At 38.4% G+C, this 26,927-nt stretch carries 32 protein-coding genes and 1 pseudogene; 12 read left to right on the top strand and 21 right to left on the bottom strand.

Annotation, left to right across the window (positions count from 1 at the left end):
• Positions 1 to 135 precede the first annotated feature (135 nt).
• Together QUF94_RS06345 and mleCBF are read left to right on the top strand one after the other, a co-directional pair.
• On the top strand, positions 136 to 912 hold the full coding sequence (locus QUF94_RS06345) for a 3-hydroxybutyrate dehydrogenase (protein ID WP_289315104.1): 777 nt from the start codon (positions 136 to 138) through the stop codon (positions 910 to 912).
• A gap of 318 nt (positions 913 to 1,230) precedes the next feature.
• Entirely contained in the window at positions 1,231 to 2,070 is an 840-nt protein-coding gene (mleCBF, locus tag QUF94_RS06340; RefSeq protein ID WP_289315103.1) for a CBF family alpha/beta fold macrolide esterase, read from the top strand.
• Between the two features lie 97 nt (positions 2,071 to 2,167).
• On the opposite strand, the gene QUF94_RS06335 is transcribed toward mleCBF, so the two are convergent.
• The 5 genes from QUF94_RS06335 to QUF94_RS06315 all read right to left on the bottom strand — a co-directional run bounded on the left by QUF94_RS06335 (position 2,168) and on the right by QUF94_RS06315 (position 6,319).
• Positions 2,168 to 2,686, bottom strand: a complete 519-nt coding sequence (locus QUF94_RS06335; RefSeq protein WP_289315102.1) for a histidine phosphatase family protein — start codon at positions 2,684 to 2,686, stop codon at positions 2,168 to 2,170.
• 192 nt (positions 2,687 to 2,878) lie between these two features.
• On the bottom strand, positions 2,879 to 3,253 hold the full coding sequence (locus QUF94_RS06330) for a hypothetical protein (RefSeq protein WP_289315101.1): 375 nt from the start codon (positions 3,251 to 3,253) through the stop codon (positions 2,879 to 2,881).
• A gap of 666 nt (positions 3,254 to 3,919) precedes the next feature.
• The gene (locus tag QUF94_RS06325; RefSeq protein WP_289315100.1) at positions 3,920 to 4,456 is read right to left on the bottom strand and encodes a DUF1572 domain-containing protein; all 537 of its coding nucleotides are present in this window, start codon (positions 4,454 to 4,456) and stop codon (positions 3,920 to 3,922) included.
• A gap of 52 nt (positions 4,457 to 4,508) precedes the next feature.
• Positions 4,509 to 5,255 (bottom strand): class I SAM-dependent methyltransferase, encoded by a 747-nt coding sequence (locus QUF94_RS06320; protein WP_289315099.1) that lies wholly within the window; start codon positions 5,253 to 5,255, stop codon positions 4,509 to 4,511.
• A 191-nt stretch (positions 5,256 to 5,446) separates the two neighbouring features.
• Positions 5,447 to 6,319 (bottom strand): AraC family transcriptional regulator, encoded by an 873-nt coding sequence (locus tag QUF94_RS06315; protein ID WP_289315098.1) that lies wholly within the window; start codon positions 6,317 to 6,319, stop codon positions 5,447 to 5,449.
• A 304-nt stretch (positions 6,320 to 6,623) separates the two neighbouring features.
• Here QUF94_RS06315 and QUF94_RS06310 point away from each other — a divergent pair, with 304 nt between their 5' ends.
• A complete protein-coding gene (locus QUF94_RS06310; RefSeq protein WP_054399815.1) occupies positions 6,624 to 6,803 on the top strand; it encodes a small acid-soluble spore protein H in 180 nt (59 codons plus the stop codon).
• A 248-nt stretch (positions 6,804 to 7,051) separates the two neighbouring features.
• Here the strand turns inward: QUF94_RS06310 and QUF94_RS06305 are convergent, their stop codons facing one another.
• Together QUF94_RS06305 and QUF94_RS06300 are read right to left on the bottom strand one after the other, a co-directional pair.
• On the bottom strand, positions 7,052 to 7,564 hold the full coding sequence (locus QUF94_RS06305; protein WP_289315097.1) for a DUF3189 family protein: 513 nt from the start codon (positions 7,562 to 7,564) through the stop codon (positions 7,052 to 7,054).
• A gap of 66 nt (positions 7,565 to 7,630) precedes the next feature.
• The gene (locus tag QUF94_RS06300; protein WP_289315096.1) at positions 7,631 to 8,740 is read right to left on the bottom strand and encodes a D-alanyl-D-alanine carboxypeptidase family protein; all 1,110 of its coding nucleotides are present in this window, start codon (positions 8,738 to 8,740) and stop codon (positions 7,631 to 7,633) included.
• A gap of 347 nt (positions 8,741 to 9,087) precedes the next feature.
• On the opposite strand from QUF94_RS06300, the gene QUF94_RS06295 reads away from it, so the two are divergent.
• Positions 9,088 to 9,480: a thiol-disulfide oxidoreductase DCC family protein gene (locus tag QUF94_RS06295; RefSeq protein WP_289315095.1), complete on the top strand. Its 393-nt coding sequence runs from the start codon at positions 9,088 to 9,090 to the stop codon at positions 9,478 to 9,480.
• Positions 9,481 to 9,595: 115 nt separating this feature from the next.
• On the opposite strand, the gene QUF94_RS06290 is transcribed toward QUF94_RS06295, so the two are convergent.
• From QUF94_RS06290 to QUF94_RS06260, 7 genes are all read right to left on the bottom strand, one after another.
• Positions 9,596 to 10,942, bottom strand: a complete 1,347-nt coding sequence (locus QUF94_RS06290; RefSeq protein WP_289315094.1) for a DUF3238 domain-containing protein — start codon at positions 10,940 to 10,942, stop codon at positions 9,596 to 9,598.
• Positions 10,943 to 11,116: 174 nt separating this feature from the next.
• Positions 11,117 to 11,521, bottom strand: coding sequence for a KGG domain-containing protein (locus tag QUF94_RS06285; protein ID WP_289315093.1), 405 nt, complete (start codon positions 11,519 to 11,521; stop codon positions 11,117 to 11,119).
• A gap of 114 nt (positions 11,522 to 11,635) precedes the next feature.
• The gene (locus QUF94_RS06280) at positions 11,636 to 11,902 is read right to left on the bottom strand and encodes a KGG domain-containing protein (RefSeq protein WP_251432644.1); all 267 of its coding nucleotides are present in this window, start codon (positions 11,900 to 11,902) and stop codon (positions 11,636 to 11,638) included.
• Positions 11,903 to 12,058: 156 nt separating this feature from the next.
• Complete coding sequence (locus QUF94_RS06275) at positions 12,059 to 12,214, bottom strand: YvrJ family protein (RefSeq protein ID WP_289315092.1); 156 nt, start codon at positions 12,212 to 12,214, stop codon at positions 12,059 to 12,061.
• 52 nt (positions 12,215 to 12,266) lie between these two features.
• Complete coding sequence (locus QUF94_RS06270) at positions 12,267 to 12,485, bottom strand: DUF2922 domain-containing protein (RefSeq protein WP_289315091.1); 219 nt, start codon at positions 12,483 to 12,485, stop codon at positions 12,267 to 12,269.
• A gap of 40 nt (positions 12,486 to 12,525) precedes the next feature.
• On the bottom strand, positions 12,526 to 12,744 hold the full coding sequence (locus tag QUF94_RS06265; RefSeq protein ID WP_289315090.1) for a DUF1659 domain-containing protein: 219 nt from the start codon (positions 12,742 to 12,744) through the stop codon (positions 12,526 to 12,528).
• Between the two features lie 197 nt (positions 12,745 to 12,941).
• Positions 12,942 to 13,223 (bottom strand): DUF2798 domain-containing protein, encoded by a 282-nt coding sequence (locus tag QUF94_RS06260; protein ID WP_430102859.1) that lies wholly within the window; start codon positions 13,221 to 13,223, stop codon positions 12,942 to 12,944.
• 206 nt (positions 13,224 to 13,429) lie between these two features.
• Between QUF94_RS06260 and QUF94_RS06255 the strand changes: the two genes are divergently transcribed.
• Both QUF94_RS06255 and QUF94_RS06250 read left to right on the top strand, forming a co-directional pair.
• Complete coding sequence (locus QUF94_RS06255) at positions 13,430 to 14,296, top strand: LysR family transcriptional regulator (protein ID WP_289315089.1); 867 nt, start codon at positions 13,430 to 13,432, stop codon at positions 14,294 to 14,296.
• 407 nt (positions 14,297 to 14,703) lie between these two features.
• Positions 14,704 to 15,348 (top strand): hypothetical protein, encoded by a 645-nt coding sequence (locus QUF94_RS06250; RefSeq protein WP_289315088.1) that lies wholly within the window; start codon positions 14,704 to 14,706, stop codon positions 15,346 to 15,348.
• Positions 15,349 to 15,394: 46 nt separating this feature from the next.
• Here QUF94_RS06250 and QUF94_RS06245 read toward each other — a convergent pair whose 3' ends face one another.
• Positions 15,395 to 15,649: a sigma-G-dependent sporulation-specific acid-soluble spore protein CsgA gene (locus tag QUF94_RS06245; protein WP_289315087.1), complete on the bottom strand. Its 255-nt coding sequence runs from the start codon at positions 15,647 to 15,649 to the stop codon at positions 15,395 to 15,397.
• A 156-nt stretch (positions 15,650 to 15,805) separates the two neighbouring features.
• Here QUF94_RS06245 and QUF94_RS06240 point away from each other — a divergent pair, with 156 nt between their 5' ends.
• Positions 15,806 to 16,042: a hypothetical protein gene (locus tag QUF94_RS06240; protein ID WP_289315086.1), complete on the top strand. Its 237-nt coding sequence runs from the start codon at positions 15,806 to 15,808 to the stop codon at positions 16,040 to 16,042.
• Here QUF94_RS06240 and QUF94_RS06235 read toward each other — a convergent pair.
• A pseudogene (locus QUF94_RS06235) lies at positions 16,008 to 16,913 on the bottom strand (GntP family permease); the annotation flags it as partial. The gene QUF94_RS06240 and the pseudogene QUF94_RS06235 sit on opposite strands and share 35 nt — an antisense overlap.
• Between QUF94_RS06235 and QUF94_RS06230 the strand changes: the two are divergent.
• Together QUF94_RS06230 and QUF94_RS06225 are read left to right on the top strand one after the other, a co-directional pair.
• The gene (locus QUF94_RS06230) at positions 16,879 to 17,772 is read left to right on the top strand and encodes a LysR family transcriptional regulator (protein WP_289315085.1); all 894 of its coding nucleotides are present in this window, start codon (positions 16,879 to 16,881) and stop codon (positions 17,770 to 17,772) included. The pseudogene QUF94_RS06235 and the gene QUF94_RS06230 overlap by 35 nt on opposite strands.
• 152 nt (positions 17,773 to 17,924) lie before the next feature.
• Positions 17,925 to 18,851, top strand: coding sequence for an NAD(P)-dependent alcohol dehydrogenase (locus tag QUF94_RS06225; protein WP_289315084.1), 927 nt, complete (start codon positions 17,925 to 17,927; stop codon positions 18,849 to 18,851).
• Between the two features lie 605 nt (positions 18,852 to 19,456).
• Here the strand turns inward: QUF94_RS06225 and QUF94_RS06220 are convergent.
• Positions 19,457 to 20,305 (bottom strand): PDDEXK family nuclease, encoded by an 849-nt coding sequence (locus QUF94_RS06220; RefSeq protein WP_289315083.1) that lies wholly within the window; start codon positions 20,303 to 20,305, stop codon positions 19,457 to 19,459.
• A gap of 738 nt (positions 20,306 to 21,043) precedes the next feature.
• The gene (locus QUF94_RS06215; RefSeq protein ID WP_289315082.1) at positions 21,044 to 21,409 is read right to left on the bottom strand and encodes a hypothetical protein; all 366 of its coding nucleotides are present in this window, start codon (positions 21,407 to 21,409) and stop codon (positions 21,044 to 21,046) included.
• Positions 21,410 to 21,799: 390 nt separating this feature from the next.
• Here QUF94_RS06215 and QUF94_RS06210 point away from each other — a divergent pair, with 390 nt between their 5' ends.
• Together QUF94_RS06210 and QUF94_RS28735 are read left to right on the top strand one after the other, a co-directional pair.
• Positions 21,800 to 22,204: an Abi family protein gene (locus QUF94_RS06210; protein WP_289315081.1), complete on the top strand. Its 405-nt coding sequence runs from the start codon at positions 21,800 to 21,802 to the stop codon at positions 22,202 to 22,204.
• A gap of 29 nt (positions 22,205 to 22,233) precedes the next feature.
• Complete coding sequence (locus QUF94_RS28735) at positions 22,234 to 22,602, top strand: Abi family protein (protein WP_353957806.1); 369 nt, start codon at positions 22,234 to 22,236, stop codon at positions 22,600 to 22,602.
• Between the two features lie 241 nt (positions 22,603 to 22,843).
• Here the strand turns inward: QUF94_RS28735 and QUF94_RS06205 are convergent, their stop codons facing one another.
• Entirely contained in the window at positions 22,844 to 23,569 is a 726-nt protein-coding gene (locus QUF94_RS06205) for a ZIP family metal transporter (RefSeq protein WP_289315080.1), read from the bottom strand.
• 216 nt (positions 23,570 to 23,785) lie between these two features.
• Complete coding sequence (locus QUF94_RS06200; RefSeq protein ID WP_057276953.1) at positions 23,786 to 24,124, bottom strand: hypothetical protein; 339 nt, start codon at positions 24,122 to 24,124, stop codon at positions 23,786 to 23,788.
• Between the two features lie 213 nt (positions 24,125 to 24,337).
• Between QUF94_RS06200 and QUF94_RS06195 the strand changes: the two genes are divergently transcribed.
• A complete protein-coding gene (locus tag QUF94_RS06195) occupies positions 24,338 to 24,832 on the top strand; it encodes a L,D-transpeptidase family protein (RefSeq protein WP_289318296.1) in 495 nt (164 codons plus the stop codon).
• Positions 24,833 to 24,904: 72 nt separating this feature from the next.
• On the opposite strand, the gene QUF94_RS06190 is transcribed toward QUF94_RS06195, so the two are convergent.
• Entirely contained in the window at positions 24,905 to 26,359 is a 1,455-nt protein-coding gene (locus QUF94_RS06190; RefSeq protein WP_289315079.1) for an Msr family ABC-F type ribosomal protection protein, read from the bottom strand.
• Positions 26,360 to 26,927 lie beyond the last annotated feature (568 nt).

The following is a 26,927-nucleotide window of genomic DNA, read 5'->3' as shown; positions in this document are numbered from 1 at the left end:
ATAGACTCTTACTCAATAACCTATACCATATTTTCATAACCTTCCCTTTATATTCCCTTCCCTAGTTAAATATCCCTGTTCACCAACTTAAAATGACAGACCTGGATCATTACATTTTTATTGGAGGAATGTAATATGGTTAAAGATAAAGTGGCGATAATTACCGGATCTGCCAGAGGAATTGGCTTTGAGATTGGAAAGATATTTGCTGAAAATGGCGCAAAGGTCGTTTTGTCCGACCTTGATCAAAACACTGTTGAAAAAGCTGCCTTGGACCTAAGGAACAAAGGCTTGGATGTTATCGGCTTAAAAGCAGACGTAACAAGTGAAGAAGATATTATCCAACTAATCAAACAAGCTAAAGACAAATATGGACGAATTGATATTTTCATTAATAACGCCGGCCTTCAACATGTTGCACCAATCGAAGAGTTTCCAACTGAAAAATTCGAACTGATGATCAAAATCATGCTGACCGCTCCATTCATCGCGATCAAGAACGTTTTGCCCATCATGAAAGAACAAGGCTTCGGCAGAATCATCAACATCTCTTCCATTAACGGGCTAATTGGATTCGCCAACAAAGCAGCTTACAATAGTGCAAAACACGGTGTAATCGGATTAACGAAAGTAGCCGCCTTGGAAAGCGCCTCTTCAGGCATAACCGTAAATGCCCTTTGCCCAGGATACGTGGACACACCTCTCGTCCGCGGTCAACTGGAGGACCTGGCAAAAACAAGGCAAGTACCGCTGGAAAGCGTTTTGGAAGAAGTCATCTATCCGCTCGTCCCACAAAACCGCTTGCTCGACGTAAGCGAAATTGCCGACTACGCCATTTTCCTTGCAAGCGATAAAGCAAGAGGCATCACCGGCCAAGCAGTTGTGTTAGATGGCGGGTATACAGCACAATAAAATACATCTTGCAAAAGAACAAAAGCCCGAATGAACGGCACCAAAAAGGTGCTCTTTTATTCGGGCTTTTCTGTATTCATGGAATAACAGGGCAGTCTTTTCCTGAGGAAATAATGTGGAAAATTTTGGTGGAAGAAAGGATTTCCCCATGTTACAGTAATATAGGGATACCTCCCCTTTTTACAAAAATAAAAGGAGGCCTCGTCATGATTATTAAGTGGGTTAGACTGCGATAATTAAAGGGGCAGGCCAATCATGCTCCGGAAAGAATTTATTGATCTGCGCAATTAGATAATATTTAATACGGAGGTAAAAAACATGAGTGAACAGATACTGAAAATAAATAAAGTCGATATATGTACGGAAAGCTTTGGAAACCCTAAGGACCCTGCTGTGCTTTTGATCATGGGAGCCATGTCTTCATTAGACTGGTGGGATGAGGATTTCTGTCTCCGACTCGCTGGTCAGGGGAGGTTTGTCATTCGGTACGATCATCGGGATTTGGGACGATCAGCCGTTTATGAACCCGGTACTTCCAACTATACCATAACGGACATGGCTGACGATGCCGTGGGTGTCCTGGACGCTTATTCCATAAAGCAAGCTCATATCGTCGGAATGTCCCTAGGCGGTATGATCGGTCAGATTCTTGCCTTAAGATATCCGGAACGCGTATTTACTCTTACGCTAATTGCATCAAGTGTGTTCGGGACTGTGATGGAAAAACTGCCTCCAATGGACCAGACAATATTGGATCATCATGCGAAGAGTGCTTCCATCGATTGGTCAAATCGGGAGGCGGTCATCCCTTACCTTGCGGAAGGATGGAAAACATTAGCCGGTTCCAAACCTTATGAGCAGAAAAGAATGAGTAAGCTGGCGGAAAGAGAGTTTAATCGCGCCAAACAGCTACCGAGCAGATTTAATCATGCCATGCTGCAAGGCGGGGACATGTATTACGATAAAATGGGTGAGATCAGCGTACCTGTCGTCATTATTCATGGCACAGAAGATCCAGCCCTGTCATACGAGCACGGGCTTGCACTTGCGAAAGCCATCCCTCATGCAGAATTAGTGACTCTTGATGGATCAGGGCATGAGATTCATAGTGAAGATTGGGACAAAATTATAGATTCAGTTATAAAGCTTAGTTCGTGATAAAAGAATAAGTGGAAGATGACCCTAATAAAAGCCCAATTTCTCAGTGTTACAAACGAGAAATTGGGCTTCCTTTGTTATATAGTGCATACAAACGTTAATTCAAATGAGTGGTACTGTTTAAAAATCTAATAAGTTTATATGGATGTTCGGTATACTCAAGAAGATGAATGCCAGTATTATTGGAATTGAACCACACATCATCAATTTCGTGTGGCAATTGAAGAAAACTTTCAATCAGTTTTGTAATCATACCCCCGTGGGACACAACCGCAATCCTTTTATAGTTTGCACTGTTTTCTCTAAGATGGGAAAGTACATTTTGAGCTCGTAATCTAAAATCAGATTCACTCTCCCTATCTTGCATCTCTCGTAACTCATCCAAGAATGTTACTGGACATCTGATAGTATTGGATAAAGTTTCGGCAGTTTTACTGGCACGAATCAAGGTACTTGACCATATGAATTCCGGTGGAAACTCTTCTGAAACACGACGACACATTTTTTCTACTTGTTCCACGCCCTTAATAGTCAGCGGTAAATCTGTAGATCCTTCATAATTTTCTTCTAAAAAATCGTCTTCTGACTCACCATGTCGAATTAATAGTATCTGCAAGATAACACCTCAATTTTGTTTATTTATCCAAATCATTAATTCTATTCAACTTTAATAAAACCTTTAACAGAATAAAAACAGAGGCATCCGTTACAATTTAGACCTGCATGAAGCTTGTTCGTTGCATAAGAGGAGCCGCTGATCAGCTCCTGGTAATGAAGTAAAGCATCCGTTAGTGAACAAGACTGAGTTTTACCGTGTATAATGTTCCCTAAAAATCAGTTTATATTTTGGCCTAAAATCAATTTCTATTGTTTGTTGGGAATCCTCATTCAGAACCGTTAAAAGTACACTTGAAAGTTCCCTTTTGTCTGCTGTAATCTCAAATTTGTCAACTCGTTTTAAATCCAAAAGTGATAACAATTTATTTGAAGTCGGTTGAGTTACTTGTATTTTTACTTCACCGTAAGATGGAGATAGTGTAACAATAAAGTCTTCCTCTCCATTAGAAAATTGATATGTTGCTTTATTATAATAAAATGGTAAACCTTTCTCAGTGGTATCAAATAATGTAGGTTCACACTCAAACAACGAAAGAAGATCGTCTTCATCCGGGAATACATTCACTCACCATCACCACCTTTCAACTCCCTATTTTAACATTTTCTTGTTGAGCTAAACTGCCCCGTTAGTTCTACAAGAAAATCAACATACCCTTTAACAGAGCTGGTTTAAAAAAATGTAATATATTTACACACAACCACTGGAACATCTGTTCTATTTATGTTATTATTATAAAAACAAAAAAAAGATTTGATCCTACCAAACGATTTGATCCGTAATTATAATTAAAGGTCGGTTGTATCCGCGGGCCTTACACGGTTGTACCGCTGAGCCGAGCCAATTGCTCTAGGGTGCCGGTAAAGACAGCTCCGAACTTCAGCTAACGCACCCATTAATTTGTTTAAACTTTAAAGGATTGAACCAAACATTCTTCATCAACGACAATTTTCTTTTTTTCTTCAAATCTCTATTTAGCTCACTCTCTTGATACCTGCTGCCGTACTCACGATTATTGCTTTGGTACTTACAAATCATACCCGGGTCGTTGTAAATGTGACCAAAACCTTATCAATTGTGCGAAATCAACTAACATTTTTGGTTGGGGCGATATTGTAATCGTATTAGAAGGAATAATGCGTGCAAATTCGACTTCTTATTCATAATGAAAAAGCTGCCTTACAGACAGCTCCTATCTTCAGCAACACACCAATTAACTCAATAACGATCGATCTACTCTCGGTGTTTATCAAGCATTTGTTTTAAATATTCTTCAGATTTTCCCTTTGGTATACTGAGGCTTTCCCATTTATTGTTTTTTACTTGTTTACCAATATAAACTATTTGCCCCACATGATAAGAATAATGTGCCATTTGCCTCTCAATAGCCTCTAATACCAAATGACTTTCTCCACGAATATATATTTTTTTTAATAAATCTTGCTCACTTAAACCAGTTAATGTATCAATCAGGGTTTGCCAACCCTTTTCCCAAACAATTGTGAGCTCTGATTTTGAAGATATATCATCTGAAAATTCTTCGTCACGATTTCTATATTCCTTCTCTCCGTCTGTTGTTAAAAAGTCAGTCCACCTTGAAACCATATTTCCACTCAGATGCTTTACTATTATTGCGATACTATTTGACACGTCATTATAAGCCCAATAGATTTCCTCTTCAGATAATTGGTTTATCGTTTTATCTCCAAGACTTTTTACACTTTTAAATCTTTCAATTACAATTTTTAAATATTCGTTTCCAATATTCATTATTCCGCCCCCTCAAATTTTTTTATAGAGCTTACACAACTAAATTGCCAAGTTAGCTCCGATCCCAATTTCTTGATTTAATAATAATAAAAGATGGTCTCCGGTTTTCATTAATTAATTTCGGCATTTGCTCTAATCCAGCAGGGATTGATTGTGGTTCAATAATCTTTTCTACTACAAACCCATTATCTATAAGTGTATTTATTAAAGTTGAAATAGTTCTATGATATATAATCACACCGTCAATATACCAATGTTGTTCCCTTTTTCCTTCTTCCTGGTAATTATCCAATGCCCAATGTAATTTAACCCCTTCATTATCGTGAATCCAATTATCCATCTCTTTTCGAGCTGTAACTATCGGATGTTCAGTTGAAAAGATAAATTCACCGTTCTTTTTTAATAATCCATTAATCTTCTTAATTAGGTTTGGGTAATCTTCTATGTAATGAATAGCCAAAGAACTTATGATTAAGTCAAATTTTTGATTCGGTAGATCCAGGTCTTCTATTGGTATACACATATAATCTATTTTCTCGTGATTGTTATCTTTTTTCGCCTGTTCAATCATATTTCTTGAAATATCTACACCTAAAACTTTCGAAGCACCGTTTTCTATACAATAACTTGAAAAATGACCAGTTCCACAACCTAAATCTAATATTGATTTTCCCTTAAGGTTTGAAATGGTAGATTTAATTGATGGCTGTTCGACAAAATCATTATAGGTAACACCACTCTCACGTAACGACGTATATTCATTAAAGAAAATCTGATTATCATAAATATTTTGTTTCATTCATTTCCTCCTCCTGTTCTAGCAATAATCTATTAATATTAATTCTCGGAACATATTAAAAAGACCTCTTTTGATTAGTCCTGCCACCGATAGTTCCATAATAAAAAAGCTGCCTAAGGCAGCTACGATCCCCAGCTAAAAATAAATAAGAGCTGTCGCAACAGCTCTTCGGATAAATCTTACGCCTATGCTTACTTTTTCAAAACGGGAATCCAGATTTCACTTCGAAATGTTGGTGAGGTTACATCTTTATTTTCGTTCCAAAGGATTTCCGGCCCTTCGATTTGTTCATAGTTAGAGGATGGAAACCATTCGGAATAAATACGTCCCCATACATTTTGCAGTGTTTCAGGAAAAGGTCCGACTGCTTCGAATACCGCCCATGTAGATGCATCAACTTCAAGCTGTGTTAAGTTATCTGGACATTCCTTCGTTGTAGCTGCGCCTATATAATGATCAAGCTCCCCTTTTTCCTCCAGCCTGCCTTCGGAAAAGTTCGCAGATGCACTAAGCATTCCTGTTGGCTCGACATTCGAAAGGTCTTTAAGTTCATTTATCGTTTTCTCGTCTAAACTTTGCCACATGGATGCAATCTCTGGATTAACCCCGTTAAAAATGATCGGAACTCTTTTTTTAATTCCAATAATGCGAAACGCCTCTTTTTCTTCAATTCGGTAGTTCATTTCGCTGCCTCCTTTAATGGATAATTGGAAGGACATCGGTGGAAAGGCTTTAAGTGAATGGCCATTACTTCTCGCTTCTGATGGTGTGATACCATGCAAATGTTGAAACGCCCTTGTAAAAGAGTCCGGTGAGCTGTACCCGTACTTTATCGCTATATCAATGACCTTTATGGTGTTATCTTTAAGCTCAAACGCCGCAAGCGTAAGTCGTCTTCGGCGGATATACTCGGATAGGGAAATACCTGCCAGGAAGGAAAACATCCTTTTAAAATGATATTCCGAACAATAAGCTAGCCTTGCAACTTCTTTAAAGTCAATTTCATTCGTAAGATTGTCTTCAATGAATTTAATGGCACCATTCATATTTTTGAGCAAATCCATTCAATGACCTCCCTTATATCAACAGAATAGCAGGAGTTGAAACTAATCATCCGACTTTCTGTGCACGATTATGCAGGGTATAATCCTACTTCAGCTAAACTTCAGTTAGTTTAAGTACAAGCCCTCACAATCTTTTATAGACTTTCAATAAAAAAGCAACCTTTTAACTCGATTCTCAGCTAACGCACCAGTTAGTTAAGTACGGAGGTAAGGGATTCTTGCAAGCATTTTAATTACAACAGGTATATCTAAGTAATTAGAAACAAATATTATACATGTTGCAAGTCCAAAGGAGGTGGCTAAAATGAACGCACAACGAGCGGAAGAAATTGCTTCTTCACCAAATATGGTTACTGTAACCTATAATGAGGAAAGTATCTACATTGAGCATGTGGATGAACAAAATGGAACGGCTACAATCCATCCCCTTGATGATCCAAATAAAAAACAAAGTGTTTCTGTAACCAGCTTACAAGAGCAGTAATTTCCTCGATTCAATAATAAACCTCCACTTTCGGGTGGTGGTTTATTGTTCGGTTCAATTCAATTACCATCTTATTAATTAATCTATCCCCTATGCATCCGTTAGATGAACAAGCACCACCTCTTCTATAGCACATATTCATCAAAAGCGTAACAAAAAAAGCCAACATCAATTGTTGACTTAATATATATATCGACATTCGAATTCCTATGGGCTAAGCAATCTTTTACTAACAGAGATAAACATTATTACTTATATATTTCATTTTCCAATATAATCACTTTTTCCCCATTCGCTGCTTTCCCTATTTGTTTCGTATTTTCAACCAACCGAAAAATATTATCACAGCATTGTTTGGTACCTATAACTAATAATGGTACACCTATAAAATCAATTTTTAATGCTCTTGATAAATATCCCCCTATGGACATAGCAATAGGTACAGTTGGTGATGTATTGGAGAATACAATTTTTTCGTTAAAATGAAATTTCTCTTCTAGTAGTAAAGTCAATTCTTTTAATGCTGGAACAACAAGTTTGTCTCTTTTATGTCCAATTGTATAAACTGAGTCGCCATCCTCATCGGTCCCGCGAAAAATTAGCTTTCCAAAATCTTCTTTCGTTAATTTATTAAAATATTTTACATTTAATATTTCTTCCGAAGTTAATTTTCTTTCCGATTGAGGTAATTGTTTTAAATGATATGCGGCAGCCAAAGACGTGGTATGTGTGCCCCCATAATCATTATAGATATACATCATGATATCATCCCTAATAGTTTTATTTAATACTATTATGGACAGATAATCCATTTCCAATTCGGTTGATTATTTACCTCCCCATCCTAGAGATGGGACAGAAAATTTTATTAGCTTATCATTGATTGTTTCTTTTTTAATCGGGGCAGGCAATACTGTATTCCTAACATCAGCGACCGTTTTAAGGTCAAAGGATTCTATTGCTTCCCCTTCTTGGTTCATGATTGAGAGAATTCCATCATTGCTCGTTTTTAGACTGGGTATATCATTAATTAAATGAGTATAGTATAAGTCTTCGTCCAGCGTGTAGGAATTAGAGTAGTCTGCTGAATACAGTATACTTTTTTTATCAATTTTGGCTGATTTAAAGTTTTCAAAGGCATAGTTGAATAAAAGCTCAGTATCAGAGTAGGCAACCTTGTCTGAAGGAGCTTTTAGAGTGACGGCAATCAAGTCCTGCTCTCCTCTAGTAGCAGTAGATATCAGGGTGTAGCCGGATTTACTGACGAAACCGGTTTTCCCGCCGGTTATTCCCTTATAGGGTAGTTCGCCTTTTAACATTTTATGATGGGTAACTAGAGTTGTGTCCCATGTTTCCACTTCCCATGGTAAATCCTTCTTCCCAAAATACTCACGGAAAGTTTCATTTTTCATTGCATATTGGGTAATTTTCGCAAGGTCACTGGCTGTAGTTACATGGTTTTTGTCAAACAATCCATGGGGGTTCGTAAAATGAGTATCGGTGACGTTTACTTCTTTTCTTAAAAACTCATTCAGATCTTCCATGAACAGTTTTTCACTACCAGACATATGCTCGGCAATAGCGATGGCTGCATCATTTCCGGAGTTGATTAGCATCCCTGCAATTAATTTGGAAAGCTCTATTTCCTCCCCAGGTTCAATGAATACCGAAGACCCGTCTGCCTCCGCTGCTTTTTTGCTAACAGTCACCAGTTCGTTCTGATCCCCATGTTCTATAGCATATATAGCAGTGGCAACTTTCGTTAGACTGGCTGGATACATACTTTTTTTCATATTTTTTTCGTATAATACGTTCCCACTTTTCGCATCAATAACGATTCCGGCTTCACTATTGAGAGGTAAGTCAGATTCTGCACTTACAGTCGTAGAGGCGAAGGGGATTAAAGCCAAAATGAAGATGAAGAAAAACTTATTCATATGCCGCTCCTTTAATGATAGTAAAATCCTATATAGTCATAATAAAATAAATCTGAATGTTTAGAGATGGATTATTGAAATTGAAATAAAACAGTAATTACCCTTTAATAATTTTGGAAACATTTCGGGTAATATCTTTCATTTCCTTTCCTGAAATAACTTTATAAGGGGGATTGCCCTTTTAGTGGGTTTATGACTTTCTCTTCAAATAACGTAGCGAGCCACTTATAATAGCCAGAAAGGCTACAAATGAATGAGACTTGATCAGACGTTTTCGCCTTACCAAAACGGGTAGTGTATTATATAAGCATGAGTATGATAAACGTCTCTCTATAGGAGGAATGTTCATGAATCCGGTCATTTTATTTGATGGTGAATGCAACTTTTGCGATTCGAGTGTCCAGTTCATTATCAAGCGGGATCCGCAGGGGCTTTTTCATTACGCTTCGCTTCAAAGTGAGGCGGGTCAAGAGTTGCTGAAGAAGTACGATGTTCCTGCAGATATTGATAGCATGGTGCTGATCGAAAAGGATCAGGCCTACTATAAATCGTCTGCAGCCTTGAGGATTTGCCGCCGCTTACAAGGAGCATGGAAATTGCTTTACGGTTTCATCATCGTTCCAAGCTTCATCCGGAACTTCGTTTATGACTTCATTGCCAAGAACCGTTACAAATGGTTCGGAAAGAAAGAAGAAAGCTGTATGTTGCCGTCGCCAAGTGTTCGAAAGCGTTTTTTATAAAAAGACCTCATCAACAAAAAAAAGGACTTCAAAGTATTCGAGGTCCTTTTTGTTTGTTGTATTAGAAATGGTCAAAAAAAGAAGGACGATCAGCGTTCATGGCTTTTCGTCCTTTTCATTGTGTAAATGTGGAGTATCTCCATAAATGGTTCGCCGTAGGATGCGCCATCATTTCGAGCCCTTTGTTTTCCGCTTGGTGCAGGGGTTGCCAGTTTGGTTCGTCTGCCTCCTTTAGGTAGACTTCGTGATGGGGTGCCTGGTCATGATAGCCGGCTATATTGATTTCGCCATTTCGGTAAAAGGTCCCGATTACTTTATAGTCCACGGCAGGAGAGATGATGATTGGGTTGCCTACCGAGTGTGTCAGCTGTATCGTCGTTTTCTCATGATTGGATAATATGCGCTTCACTAAAATGTCTTCATCGGATGCCACTCCTTCTTCGAGGAAATCCCCATCATGGTTGTAGGCCTCACTCTTCCCGACGGCTTTGAAAAATTCGATCTCGGCTTCCTTCTCCTTTTCGTGAATATACACATCGACCCTAGTCCTGTAACGGGATGATTCAGGATCAAACCCGCGGTTGTCACCTTTAAAATATGGAACCATTGATGCAAGATTGGGGTTTTTCAGCCACTCTTCCGGTAAAAAGGTGGAATAGCGAAGCTGCCTATTTCTTTTCTTTTTACCATCCACATCGTTTTCAACTGACTGTAAAAGTTGTTTCACAGGTCCTATCTTTTTGGTATTCGTTATTTCCTCGATCGCTGCCTGTGCTTGGGAAGAACCTTTTTTAAATGCTCCGACAATACTCGCCAAAAGGGATTTCACCGCGAAGGACTCTTGCTCTGAAAGTGGCAGGGGCCGCTTAGCTTTGATGGTGTAGGTGTATGCTCGATCTTCACTAATGCCCCGATCACTGAAGGAACATCCATCCACTTTCCCAACCTCCACGCCGTTCCGGTAAACCCTATACTCCTTTATCCCTTTGATGGGCTCCCATTCCAAGCTGGTTTGGCCTTTTGCGACAATCGTGGTGAACACCAAATCCAAAAGGATATTGTCCTCTTTTTTATTCTCGGCGGTCGTTGATGTCTGTATTTTCATCCTGTTCACTGCCTGTTCTTTTTCATTCAAGCTATCTATCGTGTACGTATAGATGGTTCCTGGAGTCAAACCCCGATCTGCAATACTTGGCTCCGAGCCGCTGTAAATAAGCTCTTTCCCCCTATATACCCGATAGAAACCACCTTCATCAGGCCAAATAAACTTAATCGAATCTTCCTTCCGTTCGATCTTACACATCAATGAAGCCGTTTTGAATACAGCTTGATGCTTCCTCTTATTGGAAAGGAGATAAGCGATTCCTGCAAGACCAAGAGCAAGCAATGAATGCCGTGCAGTGAATGTAACTCCGCCCACTTTTAAACGGGGAAATGAATAATGAACGATCAACTTCTTCATCACCTCTTCCTTTTCTAGGTGTTATTTCTTTACCCACTTTAAACTCCAAGCACACTTTGCAATGTGCTGTGATAGGCATTTCCCCGGGACACGATGTTGAATAAACATAAAAAAACCGAGGGAATGGTTACTTCCCTCGATCATTTATGTGTTTTACTGATTTTTCCTTCTATTTTAACGGCGGCTTTTTTCCCCGCCCTTGCGTCCTGCTTCTTCCCGGCTCATTTTTCCATTACCGGAACCGTCAGAGCTGCCGTCGCCATCTCGTTGATTGGCCCGTGCCTCTCCGCCTTTTTCGCCGATTTCCTGATAGAATTCCTTACCATGACTCTCGGATGTCGCTTCTCCGCCTTTTTGGCCAATCTCCTGATAAAATTCCTTATCATGATTTTCGGATGTCGCTTCTCCGCCTTTTTGGCCAATCTCTTGATAGAATTCCTTATCATGATTTTCGGATGTCGCTTCTCCGCCTTTTTGACCAATCTCTTGATAGAATTCCTTATCATGATTTTTGGCTGTTGTTTCTCCACCTTTACGACCTGCTTCTTCACGATTCATTTTACCATTGTTGTTAGTCATTAAAAATTCCTCCTTATTATTTGGATTTTCCATGAACTAGCTACATGTGTCATATACCCGCTTGAACGGCCATAAAACTAGAATCTACTAAATACTTCAGGTCGCTTCTTCTATTTAACGGCGACTCTTTTCCCCGCCCTTGCGCCCTGCTTCTTCCCTGCTCATTTTTCCATCATCGGACCCATCACGTTGATTGGCCCGTGCCTCTCCACCTTTTTGTCCAATTTCCTGATAGAATTCCTTATCATGGTTTTCGGAAGTGGCTTCTCCGCCTTTTTGGCCGATTTCCTGGAAAAATTCCTTATCATGATTTTTGGCTGTCGCTTCCCCGCCTTTGCGGCCAGCTTCTTCCCTGCTCATTTTTTCATTGTTGTTAGTCATTAAAACTCCTCCTTATTATTTGGATTTTTCATGAACTAGCTACAGTTTTATGTATACCCGATAGTTTCAGTATAAAACTAGAATCTATTAAAACTTTGCCATTTTAAAAGGAAGAGCATCATGAATGATTTCACTCATGATGCTCCCCGCTTTTCGTTAACCTGACTTGGAAATCCCTTCTCGCAAGCGATTTGGCAGCTCCACAAGCGTCTCATTCAAAGTATCCAATTTCGTTTCAATCCTATGAAGCAAATAAAGGGTAACAATGATTGGGAACCCAATATCACTAACAAATGGCAAGATTTGGTCCACTTTTCATTCACCTCTTTTCCAGGGTGTCCTTCAAAGATGAACTTCCCGTTCTTTAGATAAGTTCCACTTCCTCGACATTCCGCTCGACAACGCGCGCCGCTTTCAAATCTACGAAATCCCCGGAAGATGTAACGAACACATTCCCCGCTATCACTTTTTCCATAGCCTGTTTAACCGTATTTACACTGACCGGCTCCTTCGGATTATCAACAGAAATCGTCGCTGACTGCCCTTCCTTCGTAACGAAAATCATTTCCAGTACTTTAGCCATTTCATGTCACCTCCCCCTCTTCCAACTTTTCAAAATCCAATTAGCTAAACAATGAATACGTATCCACTCGAGTCACTTCGCCCATTGGATAATTCTGCACACTCGCGATTGCAACAGCTGTCGAAAACAACTGATCTGCCGTCGCATCGACCTTGATGTTCGAAAATGACCTCCTCCTGAAAACGAGAGCCCCTTTTTCATTTAACCCCGTCTCAAAATCGATCCGCAACGTACTTGATACTGGAATCTGGTTTGCCATGCCACTCACCCCCTTTCACACTCTATATAAACTTTTACGGGATGAAAGTAGCATGGCCTTGAAATTTCTTAATTAGGACATAAAAAAAGCCGCTCATCATTTGAGCAGCTCTCTTTATCAGTCTTCTTAAAATCCATATTTTTTACCGTCTTTCAGGAATGCCTTTAAAACAATATCCACAAATTCTCTACTGGCCATCATCTATTGTCTTCTTCTCTCACTAAAAAATCTTCCTCAATTATTAGCGGTTTTTCCACAAAATTAATTCTTCTCATTATTTGTTGTATTACTCTCGGAAAAAAGTAAGCTCCAAAGAAAGCACAGATAAAAGCCTGGGACCAAGTTTTTAACCATGTAGATAAGAATATATGATCATACCCACTATTTATTGAGACTAATATAAATGAAATAAAAAAGGACATACTAAAAGCCATTAAAAATGCATAAATAATATTTCTGTATTTAACGTTAATATTCATTATCTTTCTACTTCAACTCCTGATCTAATAGGTTCCTGATATTTTTAATTAATTTAACAAGTGAAACATTACTTCCCAACCAAAATCAGTATGCTTGTTTTACGTAGTCCTGTTCACAACTATATTTTATTCCCTCCATTTACATTAGTAAAACCAATTTTTATAATAGATCTATTAGGATTACTAATGTAAAGGGGATTGTGAGGTTGAATTCGTATTATGCTTTTATCAAAACCATAGAAACAGGCAGTTTTACAAAAGCTGCTGAAGAACTTGGCTATACTCAGTCCGCCATTAGCCAAATGGTGCATTCATTGGAGGAAGAGCTTTCTACCACTCTTATTTTACGTTCTCGAAAGGGTATTACACTGACACCGGATGGCGAGGAATTTTTGCCCTACATCAGGAAGATTTGTAATTCACATAGGGAACTGACTGAAAAGCATAAAGAGATGGAAGGACTGCAAAGTGGCCTTATTCGAATTGGCACCTTTTCCAGTGTTACATGCCATTGGATACCGGGATTGATCAAAGATTTTAAGGAACTTTACCCAACTGTTCATTTTGAATTACATCAAGGAAATTATACGGAAATCTCAAACTGGATTAAAGAAGGCAGCGTAGACTTTGGCTTTGTAAATTCAAATGTTTCGGATCTAACTACGATACCCTTGCAAGAAGATGAAATGCTGGCTGTATTGTCAGAAAATCATCCCTTAGCATCATCCACAAAAGTCTCATTAAAAGAATTGCTAAAAGATCCTTATATCCTGTTGGATGAGGGAGTGATAAATGAACCTTTAATAGTTTTTAACCAGTACAATTTTGAACCTGATACACAATATCGAGTATATGATCCCTATGCGATCATGTCCATGATTGAACAAGAGCTTGGCATTTCGATTTTACCGAAACTTCTCTTAAATAGATGTCCCTATAATATTGTGACGAAAACTATCACTCCTTCTATTATTCGAACAATTACTCTGGCATACAAGGATAAAAGGGTATTGCCAATTGCAAGTCGGTATTTTATTGACTTTATTATTGAAAGGTATAGGGAAGCTAGATAAAAATTCTCAAAACTGCGTTATCTATAAATGGAACCTTCGTATTCTACAATAACGGCTGGATTAAAAAATCCAATAAATAAAGCCTTAATTCGCTTCGATAAACACTCTTCCATTAGATGGTTTGGTTTTATTTAGTAAGGCAATGCAGTTTGCAAAAAGCATTGCCATTGATGGAATAGTACAACCAGACATTTAGCCTTATCCCGTCCCGGTTGCTTGTTTCATAAAAAAATCCTGGGATTTTTTCTGATTAGAATACCGTTTTTACTTTTCACTTTATTTTTCCTTTAAATTATTTTTTTATAACTGACATTTTTGATGTGAAGTTAAATTCCATTTGGCTTTAAATGGAATGTCATGTTCGCCTTTTCTGGGAAATAATAATGATGAAAGGAAGTGGATGTTGGATGTCATTAGAATGGTTTGACAGAGTAAGCGGGGAATTGCAGGATCATCTTAAATCAATTTGTGAGAAATACGACCGCAATGGCAGCATGATCGTGGAACGCGGGTCTAAGCATCCACGCATCGAATTTTATACAGAGCTTGATGACGATGAGAGAGATTATTTTTCCACGCTGTTTTTCGATCCGTATAATGAGGAATTTTATATGGAATCCTTCGATCCGGATTTAGGGCAGATTAGCAAGGTGATCCTTTCAGATATTGAAGATATCGTCGATGCTGTCCATGAAAGCTTCCATAATTATTTGGAAGAGGATGACAACGATTATGAATTTGAATTGGATGATGAGTATGATGAATCTTATGATACAGACGGCGGCGAAGAATCCGATGTATACGAAATCGATGTAGATTGGGAAACGCCTGAAGTGACCGCCTATATCCAGGATAATGAAGTGGAGGTCACCTATCAATTCGGCATCGTGCAGGAAACGGGTGATGGTGTGTTGAAACGGATCAATCGAATTCGGACAGCGGATGATGACCTGATAAAGGATGAAACAAATTTCATTTTCAGCAGGGAAGAAGCTAGCACGATCATCGCCATGATAGCCAGTCATATGGATTCACTTAGTGAAATGGAGTAAAAAAACCAACAAAACCTTGTCCATGATCATCATGGACAAGGTTTTATTAAATAAGAAGCAGTTCATATACCTCCGACAATTGAGTGACCCGTTCCGTATCACTGACTTCCTTTGCATGCTTAATTTCCTGGGGAAGAATATGGTTAAGGAGACTGGATTCTTTACCAGTAAGCTTATTGACGAGTTCTTCTTCAGAATGAAAATGTCCACTTTTGATTTTATTATAAATTTCCTGCGCTTCAGGATATTGGTCCGTATAGTTAGACAATATCTCACGTAAGTAACCAATCGTACGATCCATCTTACCATCCCTCTCGAATGTTAATTTTTAGATGCTCCATTTATAACTTCCCCCATTATTTGCTGATAAATTCCTCTGTTGACCCCAAAAAAGGGATATCCAAATTGGATATCCCTTTTTTTTAGGGTTTTACTCGTAAGTTTTGGGGATTTACTCGTGAATTCTTGGCTTTTACTCGTGAGTTTTGGAGTTTTACTCGTGAATTTCAAGGATTTACTCGTGAGTTTTGGAGTTTTACTCGTGAATTTCAAGGATTTACTCGTGAGTTTTGGAGTTTTACTCATGAATTTCAAGGATTTACTCGTGAGTTTTGGAGTTTTACTCGTGAATTTCAAGGATTTACTCGTGAATTCGTTATTTATACAATACCAAACCAAGAATAGAGGGCAATGATCACAAAGACAGCCAATGATTTAATGATGGTAATCATGAATATGCTGCCATACGATTGTCTATGCGTTAATCCTGTGACGGCAAGCAGGGTGATGACGGCTCCGTTATGCGGAAGTGTATCCATGCCGCCTGATGCCATGGCGACGACACGGTGCATCACTTCGGGTGAGATATTTGCCGCAGCGATCGCCTGATTGTATTTATCGGCCATTGCGCTTAATGCAATACCCATTCCCCCGGATGCCGACCCCGTTATACCTGCCAGTGCACTAGTTGTGACAGCACCATTGACAAGCGGATTCGAAAATACGCCAGAAATTCCATCACTGATTTTTACAAACCCTGGAAGGGCAGCGATGACTCCGCCGAAACCATATTCCGAACCAGTGTTCATGACGGCAAGCAGTGAGCCGCCAATACTGTTGTTCAGTCCTTCTTTCATGTTTTTCGTCACTCGTTTCCAATCATAGGCAAGGGCTGTGATGATACCGACGATCAGGGCAATTTCCCCTGACCAAATTGCAGCATTGGCCGCTACATCAACAGAGTAATCCTCTAACCCAATTGCAGAAAAATCGAATCCATCCGGATACCATTTCGGTATGGCTTTAGACAAATAGTTATTCATGATGGCAACTAATGCAAGCGGAACGAATGCTAAAATCTGCCGTAAAACAGATTGGTTTGAATGCAGATTAGGAACTGGTTCCTCTTTTTCCTTGTCCTGTTCAGATCCAGCGGCATTTTCCTCTGCAAGCCCATAATATCCTTCTCCCGCTTTTTTGGCTCGCCTCTTCCGGCTCTCCAAGTAGGCCAATCCAACCGATAAGACAAAAATGGCACCTATGATTCCAAGGATCGGAGCCGCAAATTCTTATTTAACACAGCCTTCCTTAAGTAAAGCAGTCAAAAAACTCGAAGAAGAACTGCGTGTCGAACTATTCGACCGCTCAACAAGACACTTGCGTCTTACGGATGCCGGACAAATCGTGTTCCAGCAAGGCCAAAAAGCCTTCGCGGCATTATCCGAATTGAACATACTCTTGGATGACCTCAGGGACATTACAACAGGCGAAGTGAAAATCGGCATCCCGCCGCTGATCGGCACCCTGTTTTTCCCGGAAATTGCCCGCAGCTTTCAAGAACGTTATCCGAAAGTTTCCCTCGAGTTGGTCGAACTTGGGGCAAAGCTGATCGAAAAGCTTGTCGAAGAAGGCGAAATTGATCTTGGAATCGTCGTATTGCCTGCCAGTGAAACAAAATTCAATATCTACTCCTTCATTGAAGACGAATTCGTTTTATTCCTTCATGAAGAGCACAGACTTGCCCGCCATTCTGACATCACCTTGACTGAATTGAAGGAAGAGAAATTCATCCTTTTTTCAGAAGACTTCACATTACATGATTACATTATCCAGGCATGTGAAAAAGACGGATTCACCCCTGACATCTCATACCAAAGCTCACAATGGGATCTAATCATTGAACTCGTCTCATCTAAACTGGGCATCACCCTCCTGCCGAGATCGATTTATCATAAGCAAACTAACGAAAATGTTAAAGTCATCCCGCTAAAAAACTCGAACCTCCACTGGAAACTCGGGATTATCACCAAAAAAGACGCCTACCATTCCTTCGCCTTGAAGGAATTATTGAAGATGCTGAATGAGGGAGTTAGTTTGGAAAAATACATGCATTGTGACATGAAAAATGAGCCTTTAACAGATTAAACAAATGTAAAAGCAGTGGATTTCGGATGTGAAATCTCACTGCTTTTAAGCATACATTCAAAAGTTTCTTTAGTTTCGTATTAATGTAGTTTTATCTTTCAGCTTATTTCATAGTATTAAAAGATCGAATCCAAAAACTAAGGAGACTCGCGATGAAAGCAATGATATGCACGAAATACGGTTCACCCGATGTACTGGAACTCAAAGAGGTAGCAAAACCAACTCCCAAGGACAATGAAGTTCTGGTAAAGGTCCATGCGGCAACAGTGGCTTCAGGGGACATAAGAGTCCGGAGTTTCAAGAGCCCTTTCTTGTTATGGCTGCCGATGCGTATCTTCCTGGGTCTTAGAAAACCGCGAAAACCGATACTCGGAGTGGAGTTGGCCGGGGAGATAGAGGAAACAGGGAAGAATGTGAAAAAATTCAAAAAAGGTGATCAGATTTTTGCCATGACTGGCATGAATTTTGGGGCACATGCCGAATACACATGCTTACCTGAAGACGGGCCCATGGCACTGAAGCCTGCCAATATGACCCATGAAGAAGCCTCCGCCGTTTCTTTTGGGGGAACGACAGCTCTGCATTTTTTCAGAAAAGCCAATATCCAGGACGGACAAAAAGTCCTCATCTACGGTGCATCCGGTTCGGTTGGCACTTCCGCTGTTCAGCTTGCCAAATACTTTGGAACAGAAGTTACCGGAGTATGCAGTGCCGCTAATTTTGAATTGGTGAAATCGCTGGGGGCCGATAAGGTAATTGATTATATGGAAGAGGACTTCACGGAAAGACAAGAACGATATGATATCATCTTTGATGCAGTCGGGAAAAGCTCGAAAGCCACTTGCAAGAAGGCACTAAGCCCGAACGGGGGATTCGTGTCTGTTGAAGGACAAGGGATAGCAAAGGAACGTACGGAAGATTTACTATTTCTCAAAGAACTAATCGAAACAGAAAAGTTAAAATCGGTCATTGATAAACGCTACCCACTGGAACAGATTCCCGAGGCTCATAGATATGTAGAACAAGGACATAAAAAAGGAAATGTAGTCATAACTTTGGTTGATCATGATAAATCCTGACAAAACCTTCTACTGGACTGCTTTTCGCTGAGCTTCATAGCGCTTGGTCGATATAGTTCAATAATGCATATTGATCCTTAGATTATTAACAGGCTTATTGTTTTTTATTGTTAAACAATCCGGCCCCTTTGTGGAAAAAAAGTATTTTGGAGCATTGCTAATACCATACAAAAAGCAGGTCTCCAAACTTAAGAGTACGCTGTCCCTTATCAAGCCCTTAGTAATAAAGAGTCCTTAATTCAAACCCTCCTGCATTTATGACCGTAAGAGAATACCGTAGATAATCTAAGATTACATGAGTTATGTGGAGAGGAAATAGAAGATAAATAGACTTGCACTGTATTTTATTTAAATGCTATTAATTAATGTAATAAAAGCAGACGGTACAGTGTGAACCTTTTTATAGATCCGTGTTACCTTCTGCTTTTATTTAACGTAAGTTTAGTAATACAATGCACTTAACATGCCTAGTTATAGTACGGGGCATATAAGAAAATTAAAAAACATTGATGTATCAGTCTTTCTTAGGGATTTAGCTAATGATATCAGGTCGAATTAAACTATTCCTTATCATTAAGGATTAAATATCTGCTCAAACCGAAATATTACAAGTTTGAATAAACATCTGCCATTTTAAGCCACTTCCCTATAGGTACACTATAATTATCAATGTGATTAGGATAAATTTTTAACAAATAAAAATTCCCTCTATGACTATACTCAATATCAAATTCCTCCATCTCGTTCTCAATTTCGTCAGATTGATTTAATTTTATATGTAAGAGTACATAAGTTTTCCGAGGTTTAAAGAAAACAAAATTGTTAGCAATATTATTTTTTCCTATTCCAATATAACTCTTTGTATATCTAAGGGTTAAGTTTAAATCAACATTTTCATTTAATATTGTAAAGAGTTGGTCAACCAGCCCTACTGTTTCAAATCGATTTTCCCAATAAGCCCTATCTGTTACTGGCGACTCAACCTCTTCCTCTTCTTCAAATCTGAATGCTGTTTCATCAAGAACCTTTACAAAATGCAACCCAATCTTTTCTTCAATATGTACTGCACTTAATTGTATTGCAATCAGTGGGATATTCGAGTTAAACAAGCTTATTACGTTTAAAAATCTGCTAGTAATATCCTCCGCTATAATAACACCGATATGCTCATATTGCGGAAAGCGTTTCCTTTCAATATCCCAATATTCAATTGTTCGGATAATGTGACTCTCGTCTGTTCTACCTAATTGCAACTCGACACAATATCTTCTATTCTCATCTTGCAGTAAAAAGTCTAACCTTCCTGCACGTGGTTGCCTTCTTTCCTTATCTTTTAACTCAACATCTCCTAAACCAATTATACTAGGATCTTCAGCAATTCTTTCCTGAACCCAAGCTTCATTAATGGCTTGATGTGTTTTTAAAGTCAATTTATTTAACTTTATGTATTCCATACTTTAAGCTCCTTATACTTAATTATCTAATATACTAGAATACCTTCCCACTTCGCTGCCATAATCCCCACTGAAAACTTATAAATGTTTTCGGTTAAGCTATTGAGGATGACTAAAAAATCATCAAAATCTGCAAAAGTAAGGATGGCTACAACGGAAGAACCAACTAAAATTAGACCATGTAAATTTACTAGCTTTTTTATACTTGGTGCATTGAAGAGAATGTGCATTTATAGATAATTCTGACTTGTTTCTTAGTTTTTTTATTGTTCGATTTGTTTTTCATTCTCCATATAAATCTCCTAAGTAGATTAATAGTTAAATTATACCATAGTTATATTAAAGATATAATTTTTTAATAAAAGGATAACTAATTACAAATAATGTTAAGTATCTAATGCATGATTGAAGTTAAGAACCAATTACGGAATTTAAATTATGAAAGAAACAAACTCTACTTCCATGGATGTTCACGGTAAAATAATCCATATAAATTTTTCTTTAAGGAGGAAAACAAGGTGGATAAAATCAAAATTTCAAAGACTGGTACAAGAAGTGAAGAAGAGCACATATTATATTGGATAATATGTGCTCTTCTTTTTTTTGCGGAGGGCTGTGCCCAAATTTACTGGACTACTTTTAGTGAAGCAAAAAACGCTACAACAATCAGAAATACTTGTCTTCTGATAGGATGCTAACCATTCTCATCATTCATAATGGATTGGACAACTTGTTTGGTTATACTGATTCTTCCTCCTTGTAAAATGTTAAGCTAAGGCTATTCAATGTGTAAATTCTAGCGGTAAAAATGAATAAATCATTGTAGTTATTTTCTACGTATTCTTCAATGATGCCCATTCCTTTCCTGAATCTATCTACTAATAAAGTAGTATAGTTTTCATCCCAGGTAAACCGATTGATTCGTTTAAGTTCATCTGCCAAGACTTGAAACTTAAACTCCTCAACAAGAAGCTTTAATTGATACAATTTATCTCTATTTAAACAAAAGCAATTGTTTTCATTTTCATGATTTTCCCGAACGAATGTAATGAAACCATTTATGTTTCCAGCCAACATATTCGCTATTTGCATCTCAAAGTTCATTTCTCCATCACCTCAATTTCCAAAATCCAATATATGAAAAGTGTATGATTTAAAATGATATTTTAACACCAACAATTATTCTTTAAAGATAGATTTCCTTGCTATACTGAAAGTTCTAATGGAATATTACTGGTCATGATGACAATGACCATTACCGAGCCACCTCTAATTAACTTGCTTTAATGTTGATCGACAAGGTATTGCATACACAAAGAAACCTAGAACTCGCCCTCTAAATAGAAAAGCCCATTCAATATTTCCTTATTTTACTAATTTATTCCTTGACATTATATATATTGAATGATAGGTTAAAAGTAACAGAACCCACCACGCCTCTTAACAATGCGGACCAAGGTGGGTTATTTTATTTATTCAAGGAGAAATGTATGTATGGATCCTGAAAAAGATAAGCCGACTGGAAAACTCCCCACTACGTATAAAGAACAGGTGGAATTATATAGGAGCAAAAATTTACATGTGGCGAATTCTGAAAATACAGAAAAAATATTACAAAGGATTAATTATTATCGTCTATCTGCTTACGGACTAACTTTAAAGGATCCAATTAATAATGATCAATATGTAAACGGAGCATCATTTAATAAATTACTATCATTATATGAATTTGATCGTAAATTAAGAGTATTGCTTATAAGTGTATTAGAAACTATTGAAATAGCCTTCAGAACTCATACTTCATTGCCCATAGATTTGGACCTCTGGGCTATAAAGATAAAGAAAACTTTATTAATGAAAAATTTCATAAAGAATCTCTGGATGAATTGGACAACTTAATTAAAAAAAGTCGTAAAGGTTAACTATTTATTCAACATCATTACAAAAATTATGATGGTAACATTCCTATTTGGGTGGCAATAGAAGTGACTCCGTTTGGCTTCCTGTCTAAACTATATCGAAATTTAAGCGAAGATGTAAAAAAACACATAGCAAAAATATATTATAACGTTCCTTATCTATACTTAGAAAGTTGGTTGCAAACATTATCCAATGTTCGAAATGTCTGTGCTCATTATGGACGGTTATACAATAAAAAGTTAACTTTTAAGCCACGCTTGTTTAAAGAAGAAGTGAAAAAATTTGATAACAGATTTACATTTGCTGCAATATACATTATTCAAAGATTATTGACGAAGGGCGAAGATTCATTACTGATTTACACGCACTTATTTTAGAGTATGAAGATAGCTTAGAATTTTCACATATTGGGTTACCCTCCGATTGGGATGAACTTTTATCTAAAATCAATAATCAAAAGTCTTAATTGTAAAAAGATAGGAATGACAAACTCTTACTAATAGACCCAGGTTTATAAAATTGGCTTTTTTCCACAACAGCTTTCTAATTCTCCATAAACTACTTCCCACACAAAAAAAATGCCCCCTTTTCCAAGGGGACAATCTCACATTTTCGTTATCACATCGAATCCAGAACCAAAGATACAAGCAGGCCGGTTGCGGTGAATATACCCGTGATCGGTCCTCCGTCTTCATACGCTTCAGGCATCATCGTTGACGCAATCATGGCGATGATCCCGCCGCCTGCAAAGGCTGCCATCGCTGCCAGGACATATTCCGGGGCATGATCGAGAAATAGATAGCCCGACATCGAAGATAAAGCTGAAATGAGCATTACGGAAGACCACAGCAGCATGATTTTCTTCTTTGAATAGTCACTTTTAAGCAGACCAGTTGTACTGGAGAGTCCCTCGGGGATATTACTGATGAAGATGGCAATGATCAATAGCCAGCTTACCGAGCCACCGCTTATTAAGCTTGCGCCAATCATGATCGACTCCGGTATGGCATCCATCACTGTCCCAATAAAAATGGCTAGGCCCGCTTCTTTTGAAGAGCTGTTATTGGACCGTTTCCTTTTATTCGCACCTTTTTTGGAAACAAGAATATCCAAGCCAGTAAACACGGCGGCCCCTGTTATGAATCCAATCGCCGTTGCCCAGATTCCTCCATCCCGCACCGAATCAGCAAGCAGCTCATATGCCGCTGCACCTATCAATACTCCAGTACCAAATGCCATTATATAGCCAATGATGTTTTTCTTTATCGGAATGAAGATGGCGGCAAGTGCCCCAATCAGGACAGCAGAACCCGAAACCCCTCCCCAAAAGACCGCATTCCACATGCTACTCCCCCATTTCCTTTTTATAGGATAGTGTACCCTGGTTGATGTTGGGGTAAACGGTGATCCGGGAATAGAGGCCGTTAGCGTCTTTTTGCAAATTCCCTCAAAAAAAAGCAGTTATAAATCCCTGCCATGGTAGATGAGTATGAAAAAAATAGTAGAGCCGATCCGGTTATCCCATAAGGATCCTATGGATTGAGGCTCTGAATCTCTGCCTTATATGACTGATATTTGAGGCTTTCCTTCTTCTCTTTCACTAACCTTTTCAATTTTATCAACAAACATTTGGAAAACCTTTCTCTTCTCTTCCAGCTCTTTTATCGATTCTTTCAATTCGTTCAACTTTTGTTCAAAAGGTTTATGATAGAGCTCGCGGATGTTCCGAATAATTTCATCATTTATAGTGGATTGCACAACTTGTTTGGTGATATTGAATTTATAGGAATAAACCTGAAGGTCACGCTTAACTTCTTCATACTCTTTTTCTATCCCATTTAACACATCACTAATTTCTTCATTCCATTCAACTAAAGCCTTTTTCACATGTTCCTCCACCTTTGTTCCCCCTCTTTAACTAACAAAATCCGTCTCCATAAAAACTTATTTTATCAAAACTTCATTTCGGTTTCTTTTCTGCTTAGTTACTTAACAAATAAGTTTTATTAAAAAAAGATAACAGCCTGTCATAGTCTTGTGGCAGTTACGAAACACTTTTTAATAATTACATAGAATGTAACATGACAACTATAACATTTGGAGGTGTTCAGACTGATCCATACAGTTAAACCAGGTGAAACACTGACACAGATATCAAGGGACTATCGGAAACCGCTATCGGCAATCATCACTGCCAACCCGTCAATAAATCCAAATGTCATTTACCCTGGTCAACCCATTTTAATACCTGGTTTTCCTCCTGCCGATACCATTCCATTTCAAATCGATGTGTCCGTTAACAATCGTAAGCTAAGGCTGCTAAAAAATGGAGTACTGCAAAAACAATATCCGATTGCCGTTGGAAGAATGCTGTTCGGTACACCAGTAGGACAGTTCATCATCATTAATAAAGCCCCCAACCCTGGAGGCCCATTCGGTACCATGTGGATGAGTTTATCAAAAGAACACTATGGCATTCATGGAACGAATGATCCCAGCTCGATTGGTAAAGCTGTCTCAAAAGGCTGTATTCGCATGCATAATCGGGACGTGGAGGAATTATCAAGAATTGTTCCAATCGGGACATTGGTTACAATTCATCCTTAATGTGTTTAGGGAATTATTATAAATAAGCCGACGAGATTTTCTCATCGGCTTATTTTGGCATTAATTTAAAAATTACACTAAAGTCAATTTTTTCGCATGAATTTTATACTGAAGATCTGCAACATGATTTATGAACGCTTGATCATGGGATACAAATATTATCGTCCCTTCATATCCAGCTATGATTCGTTCCAATGCTTCAATGGCAGTAATATCTAAAAAATTGGTCGGTTCATCTAATAACAGAATATTGTATTCCCCTAAGAACAACTGACAAAGTTGGAGGCGAATCGCTTCTCCGCCACTTAAAGACTGAACACTTTTCAGAATATCCGTACCGACAAACTGCATCGAATGAAGTACACTTCTTAAAAATCCTTCATCATATTCTGAGCGATTTCCCAAGAATTGCAGAACCGTTTCATCCTTTGCAAATCTATAACTCATTTGACGGAAGTAACCTATTTTCGCTTTTGGAGAAAGCTCCAATCCTGCACCATTATTCGCAATATGGTGTAGCAAAGTACTTTTACCGCTACCATTGCTGCCCGTGATGGCTATTTTTTTACCGAGGGGCAGCTGGAAACTCACTTCATCTAATAATACTTTCTCTTTCACTTGAAGCGTCAATCGGTCTGCCATAATCGGGAACTTATTATGCAATTCCAATTGCTTCGACTGGCGAAATACGATTTGCCTTTCCTCTTGTACAGCTTCGACTTCCTGAAGTTTTTCCGCTCGATGCTCAATTGCCTTCGCTGCACGTTGTGCGGCTTTTTGGCTTGTGCCTTTCGATTTCGTCATAAACGACTTATTCGGTTTTGCATTCGCCTCTTTTTTTGACAATCTTCCAGCTTGAGCGATTTTTTCAGCTTTTTTCATTTTTTCCTGCGCTGCTTTTTCAAGTCGACTTCTTTCTTTAATGAATTGTTCATGAGCCTGCCTCTGTTGTTCACGTTTTAACTGCTTCTGTGCCATATACTCGCTGTAATTTCCTGAATATACGTGTACCTCGCCTTCATGTACTTCCCATATCGTTGTAACAAGTTCATCCAGTACAGCCCTGTCATGACTAATTAATACAAGCGCACCATAGTAATAGCGTAATTCATCAAGTAAAAACGAAATGCCGTCCTGGTCCAAGTGGGTTGTCGGCTCATCGATAAGTAACGCTTCAAAATAGTGCGTAAACAATTGGGCAAGCTTCACCCTCGTTTGCTCACCGCCACTTAGCGATTCTGAATTTCGTGGAACTGCTAACCTTCCCAGTAACGCTGGATCTGCCTCTGCAACAGCAGGTGCTTCAACTTGCTCAAAATAGCCACGATCGACGTAACACTTTACTTTTCCGCTTGTTGGTTGAATTTCTCCAGCAAGTAACTTTAATAACGTACTTTTCCCTGTACCATTTTTCCCAACGATGCCGATGCGGTCAAATTGATGTACAGCTAATCTTTCAATCTTCAATATCTCTTTATCTAAATAGGTCACTTCGACATTTTCTAATTCAAAACATATTTGTTCCATATTCGCTACCTCCGAAATTTGTGATTTCGTATCGATAGCTTGGATCGATACGAGCTTCTATTTCAAGCTCGCATCAAAAGAATAATAAAAATTGCAATATCCTTCCCTCCCACTTCATATTCATAGTCACCACTGACATAAGATCGTATCAATAGAAAAGTAACATCATCATGTAAAATCCCTCCAAAATAAAAAAGTACACAGAAGGCTCTGTGTACTGAAAAAACGGCATAGATATTCGGTAGAACGACAAAACTTCTACAACATACCTACCCTATACACACAGCAAATAACCCCTTATGCAAAGTGATTTTTTCCATAATATGTGTGTATATCAGTATAGTTGTAAAAATGCCACGTTTATCGCTCCTTTCAATTCTTGCCCCTATTCTAACCAGGATATTTCCAATAGTCAATTATTTTCGTTTTATATAATAGATGATTAATTATCAGTAAAGAAATGGCAGGTATCTCCCCTGCCATTTCTTTCAATTCATATTCATAGGCCAATAATAAAACACCAGTGTAACCATGATGATCATGACGCCGCTGATCATTAAATAGGCTG

The sequence above is a fragment of the Peribacillus sp. NJ4 genome, from assembly GCF_030348345.1.
In the GTDB taxonomy this organism is placed as follows: Bacteria; Bacillota; Bacilli; order Bacillales; family DSM-1321; genus Peribacillus.
Note: the sequence above shows the minus strand (reverse complement) of the source record. Positions and strands in the feature narration are given on the sequence as shown.

Bases quoted from the DNA above. Each gene is read 5' to 3' on its own strand.
- QUF94_RS06190 (WP_289315079.1), bottom strand. From the start codon at position 26,359: ATGGAACAAATATGTTTTGAATTAGAAAATGTCGAAGTGACCTATTTA.
- QUF94_RS06215 (WP_289315082.1), bottom strand. From the start codon at position 21,409: ATGAACTTTGAGATGCAAATAGCGAATATGTTGGCTGGAAACATAAAT.
- QUF94_RS06305 (WP_289315097.1), bottom strand. From the start codon at position 7,564: ATGATGTATATCTATAATGATTATGGGGGCACACATACCACGTCTTTG.
- QUF94_RS06325 (WP_289315100.1), bottom strand. From the start codon at position 4,456: ATGAATATTGGAAACGAATATTTAAAAATTGTAATTGAAAGATTTAAA.
- QUF94_RS06300 (WP_289315096.1), bottom strand. From the start codon at position 8,740: ATGAATAAGTTTTTCTTCATCTTCATTTTGGCTTTAATCCCCTTCGCC.
- QUF94_RS06295 (WP_289315095.1), top strand. From the start codon at position 9,088: ATGAATCCGGTCATTTTATTTGATGGTGAATGCAACTTTTGCGATTCG.
- mleCBF (WP_289315103.1), top strand. From the start codon at position 1,231: ATGAGTGAACAGATACTGAAAATAAATAAAGTCGATATATGTACGGAA.
- QUF94_RS06245 (WP_289315087.1), bottom strand. From the start codon at position 15,649: ATGGATCGTACGATTGGTTACTTACGTGAGATATTGTCTAACTATACG.
- QUF94_RS06345 (WP_289315104.1), top strand. From the start codon at position 136: ATGGTTAAAGATAAAGTGGCGATAATTACCGGATCTGCCAGAGGAATT.
- QUF94_RS06205 (WP_289315080.1), bottom strand. From the start codon at position 23,569: ATGTGGAATGCGGTCTTTTGGGGAGGGGTTTCGGGTTCTGCTGTCCTG.
- QUF94_RS06260 (WP_430102859.1), bottom strand. From the start codon at position 13,223: ATGAATATTAACGTTAAATACAGAAATATTATTTATGCATTTTTAATG.
- QUF94_RS06210 (WP_289315081.1), top strand. From the start codon at position 21,800: ATGGATCCTGAAAAAGATAAGCCGACTGGAAAACTCCCCACTACGTAT.
- QUF94_RS06250 (WP_289315088.1), top strand. From the start codon at position 14,704: ATGTCATTAGAATGGTTTGACAGAGTAAGCGGGGAATTGCAGGATCAT.
- QUF94_RS06290 (WP_289315094.1), bottom strand. From the start codon at position 10,942: ATGAAGAAGTTGATCGTTCATTATTCATTTCCCCGTTTAAAAGTGGGC.
- QUF94_RS06280 (WP_251432644.1), bottom strand. From the start codon at position 11,902: ATGACTAACAACAATGAAAAAATGAGCAGGGAAGAAGCTGGCCGCAAA.
- QUF94_RS06270 (WP_289315091.1), bottom strand. From the start codon at position 12,485: ATGGCTAAAGTACTGGAAATGATTTTCGTTACGAAGGAAGGGCAGTCA.
- QUF94_RS06285 (WP_289315093.1), bottom strand. From the start codon at position 11,521: ATGACTAACAACAATGGTAAAATGAATCGTGAAGAAGCAGGTCGTAAA.
- QUF94_RS06320 (WP_289315099.1), bottom strand. From the start codon at position 5,255: ATGAAACAAAATATTTATGATAATCAGATTTTCTTTAATGAATATACG.
- QUF94_RS06265 (WP_289315090.1), bottom strand. From the start codon at position 12,744: ATGGCAAACCAGATTCCAGTATCAAGTACGTTGCGGATCGATTTTGAG.
- QUF94_RS06225 (WP_289315084.1), top strand. From the start codon at position 17,925: ATGAAAGCAATGATATGCACGAAATACGGTTCACCCGATGTACTGGAA.
- QUF94_RS06230 (WP_289315085.1), top strand. From the start codon at position 16,879: ATGGCACCTATGATTCCAAGGATCGGAGCCGCAAATTCTTATTTAACA.
- QUF94_RS06310 (WP_054399815.1), top strand. From the start codon at position 6,624: ATGAACGCACAACGAGCGGAAGAAATTGCTTCTTCACCAAATATGGTT.
- QUF94_RS06220 (WP_289315083.1), bottom strand. From the start codon at position 20,305: ATGGAATACATAAAGTTAAATAAATTGACTTTAAAAACACATCAAGCC.
- QUF94_RS06315 (WP_289315098.1), bottom strand. From the start codon at position 6,319: ATGGATTTGCTCAAAAATATGAATGGTGCCATTAAATTCATTGAAGAC.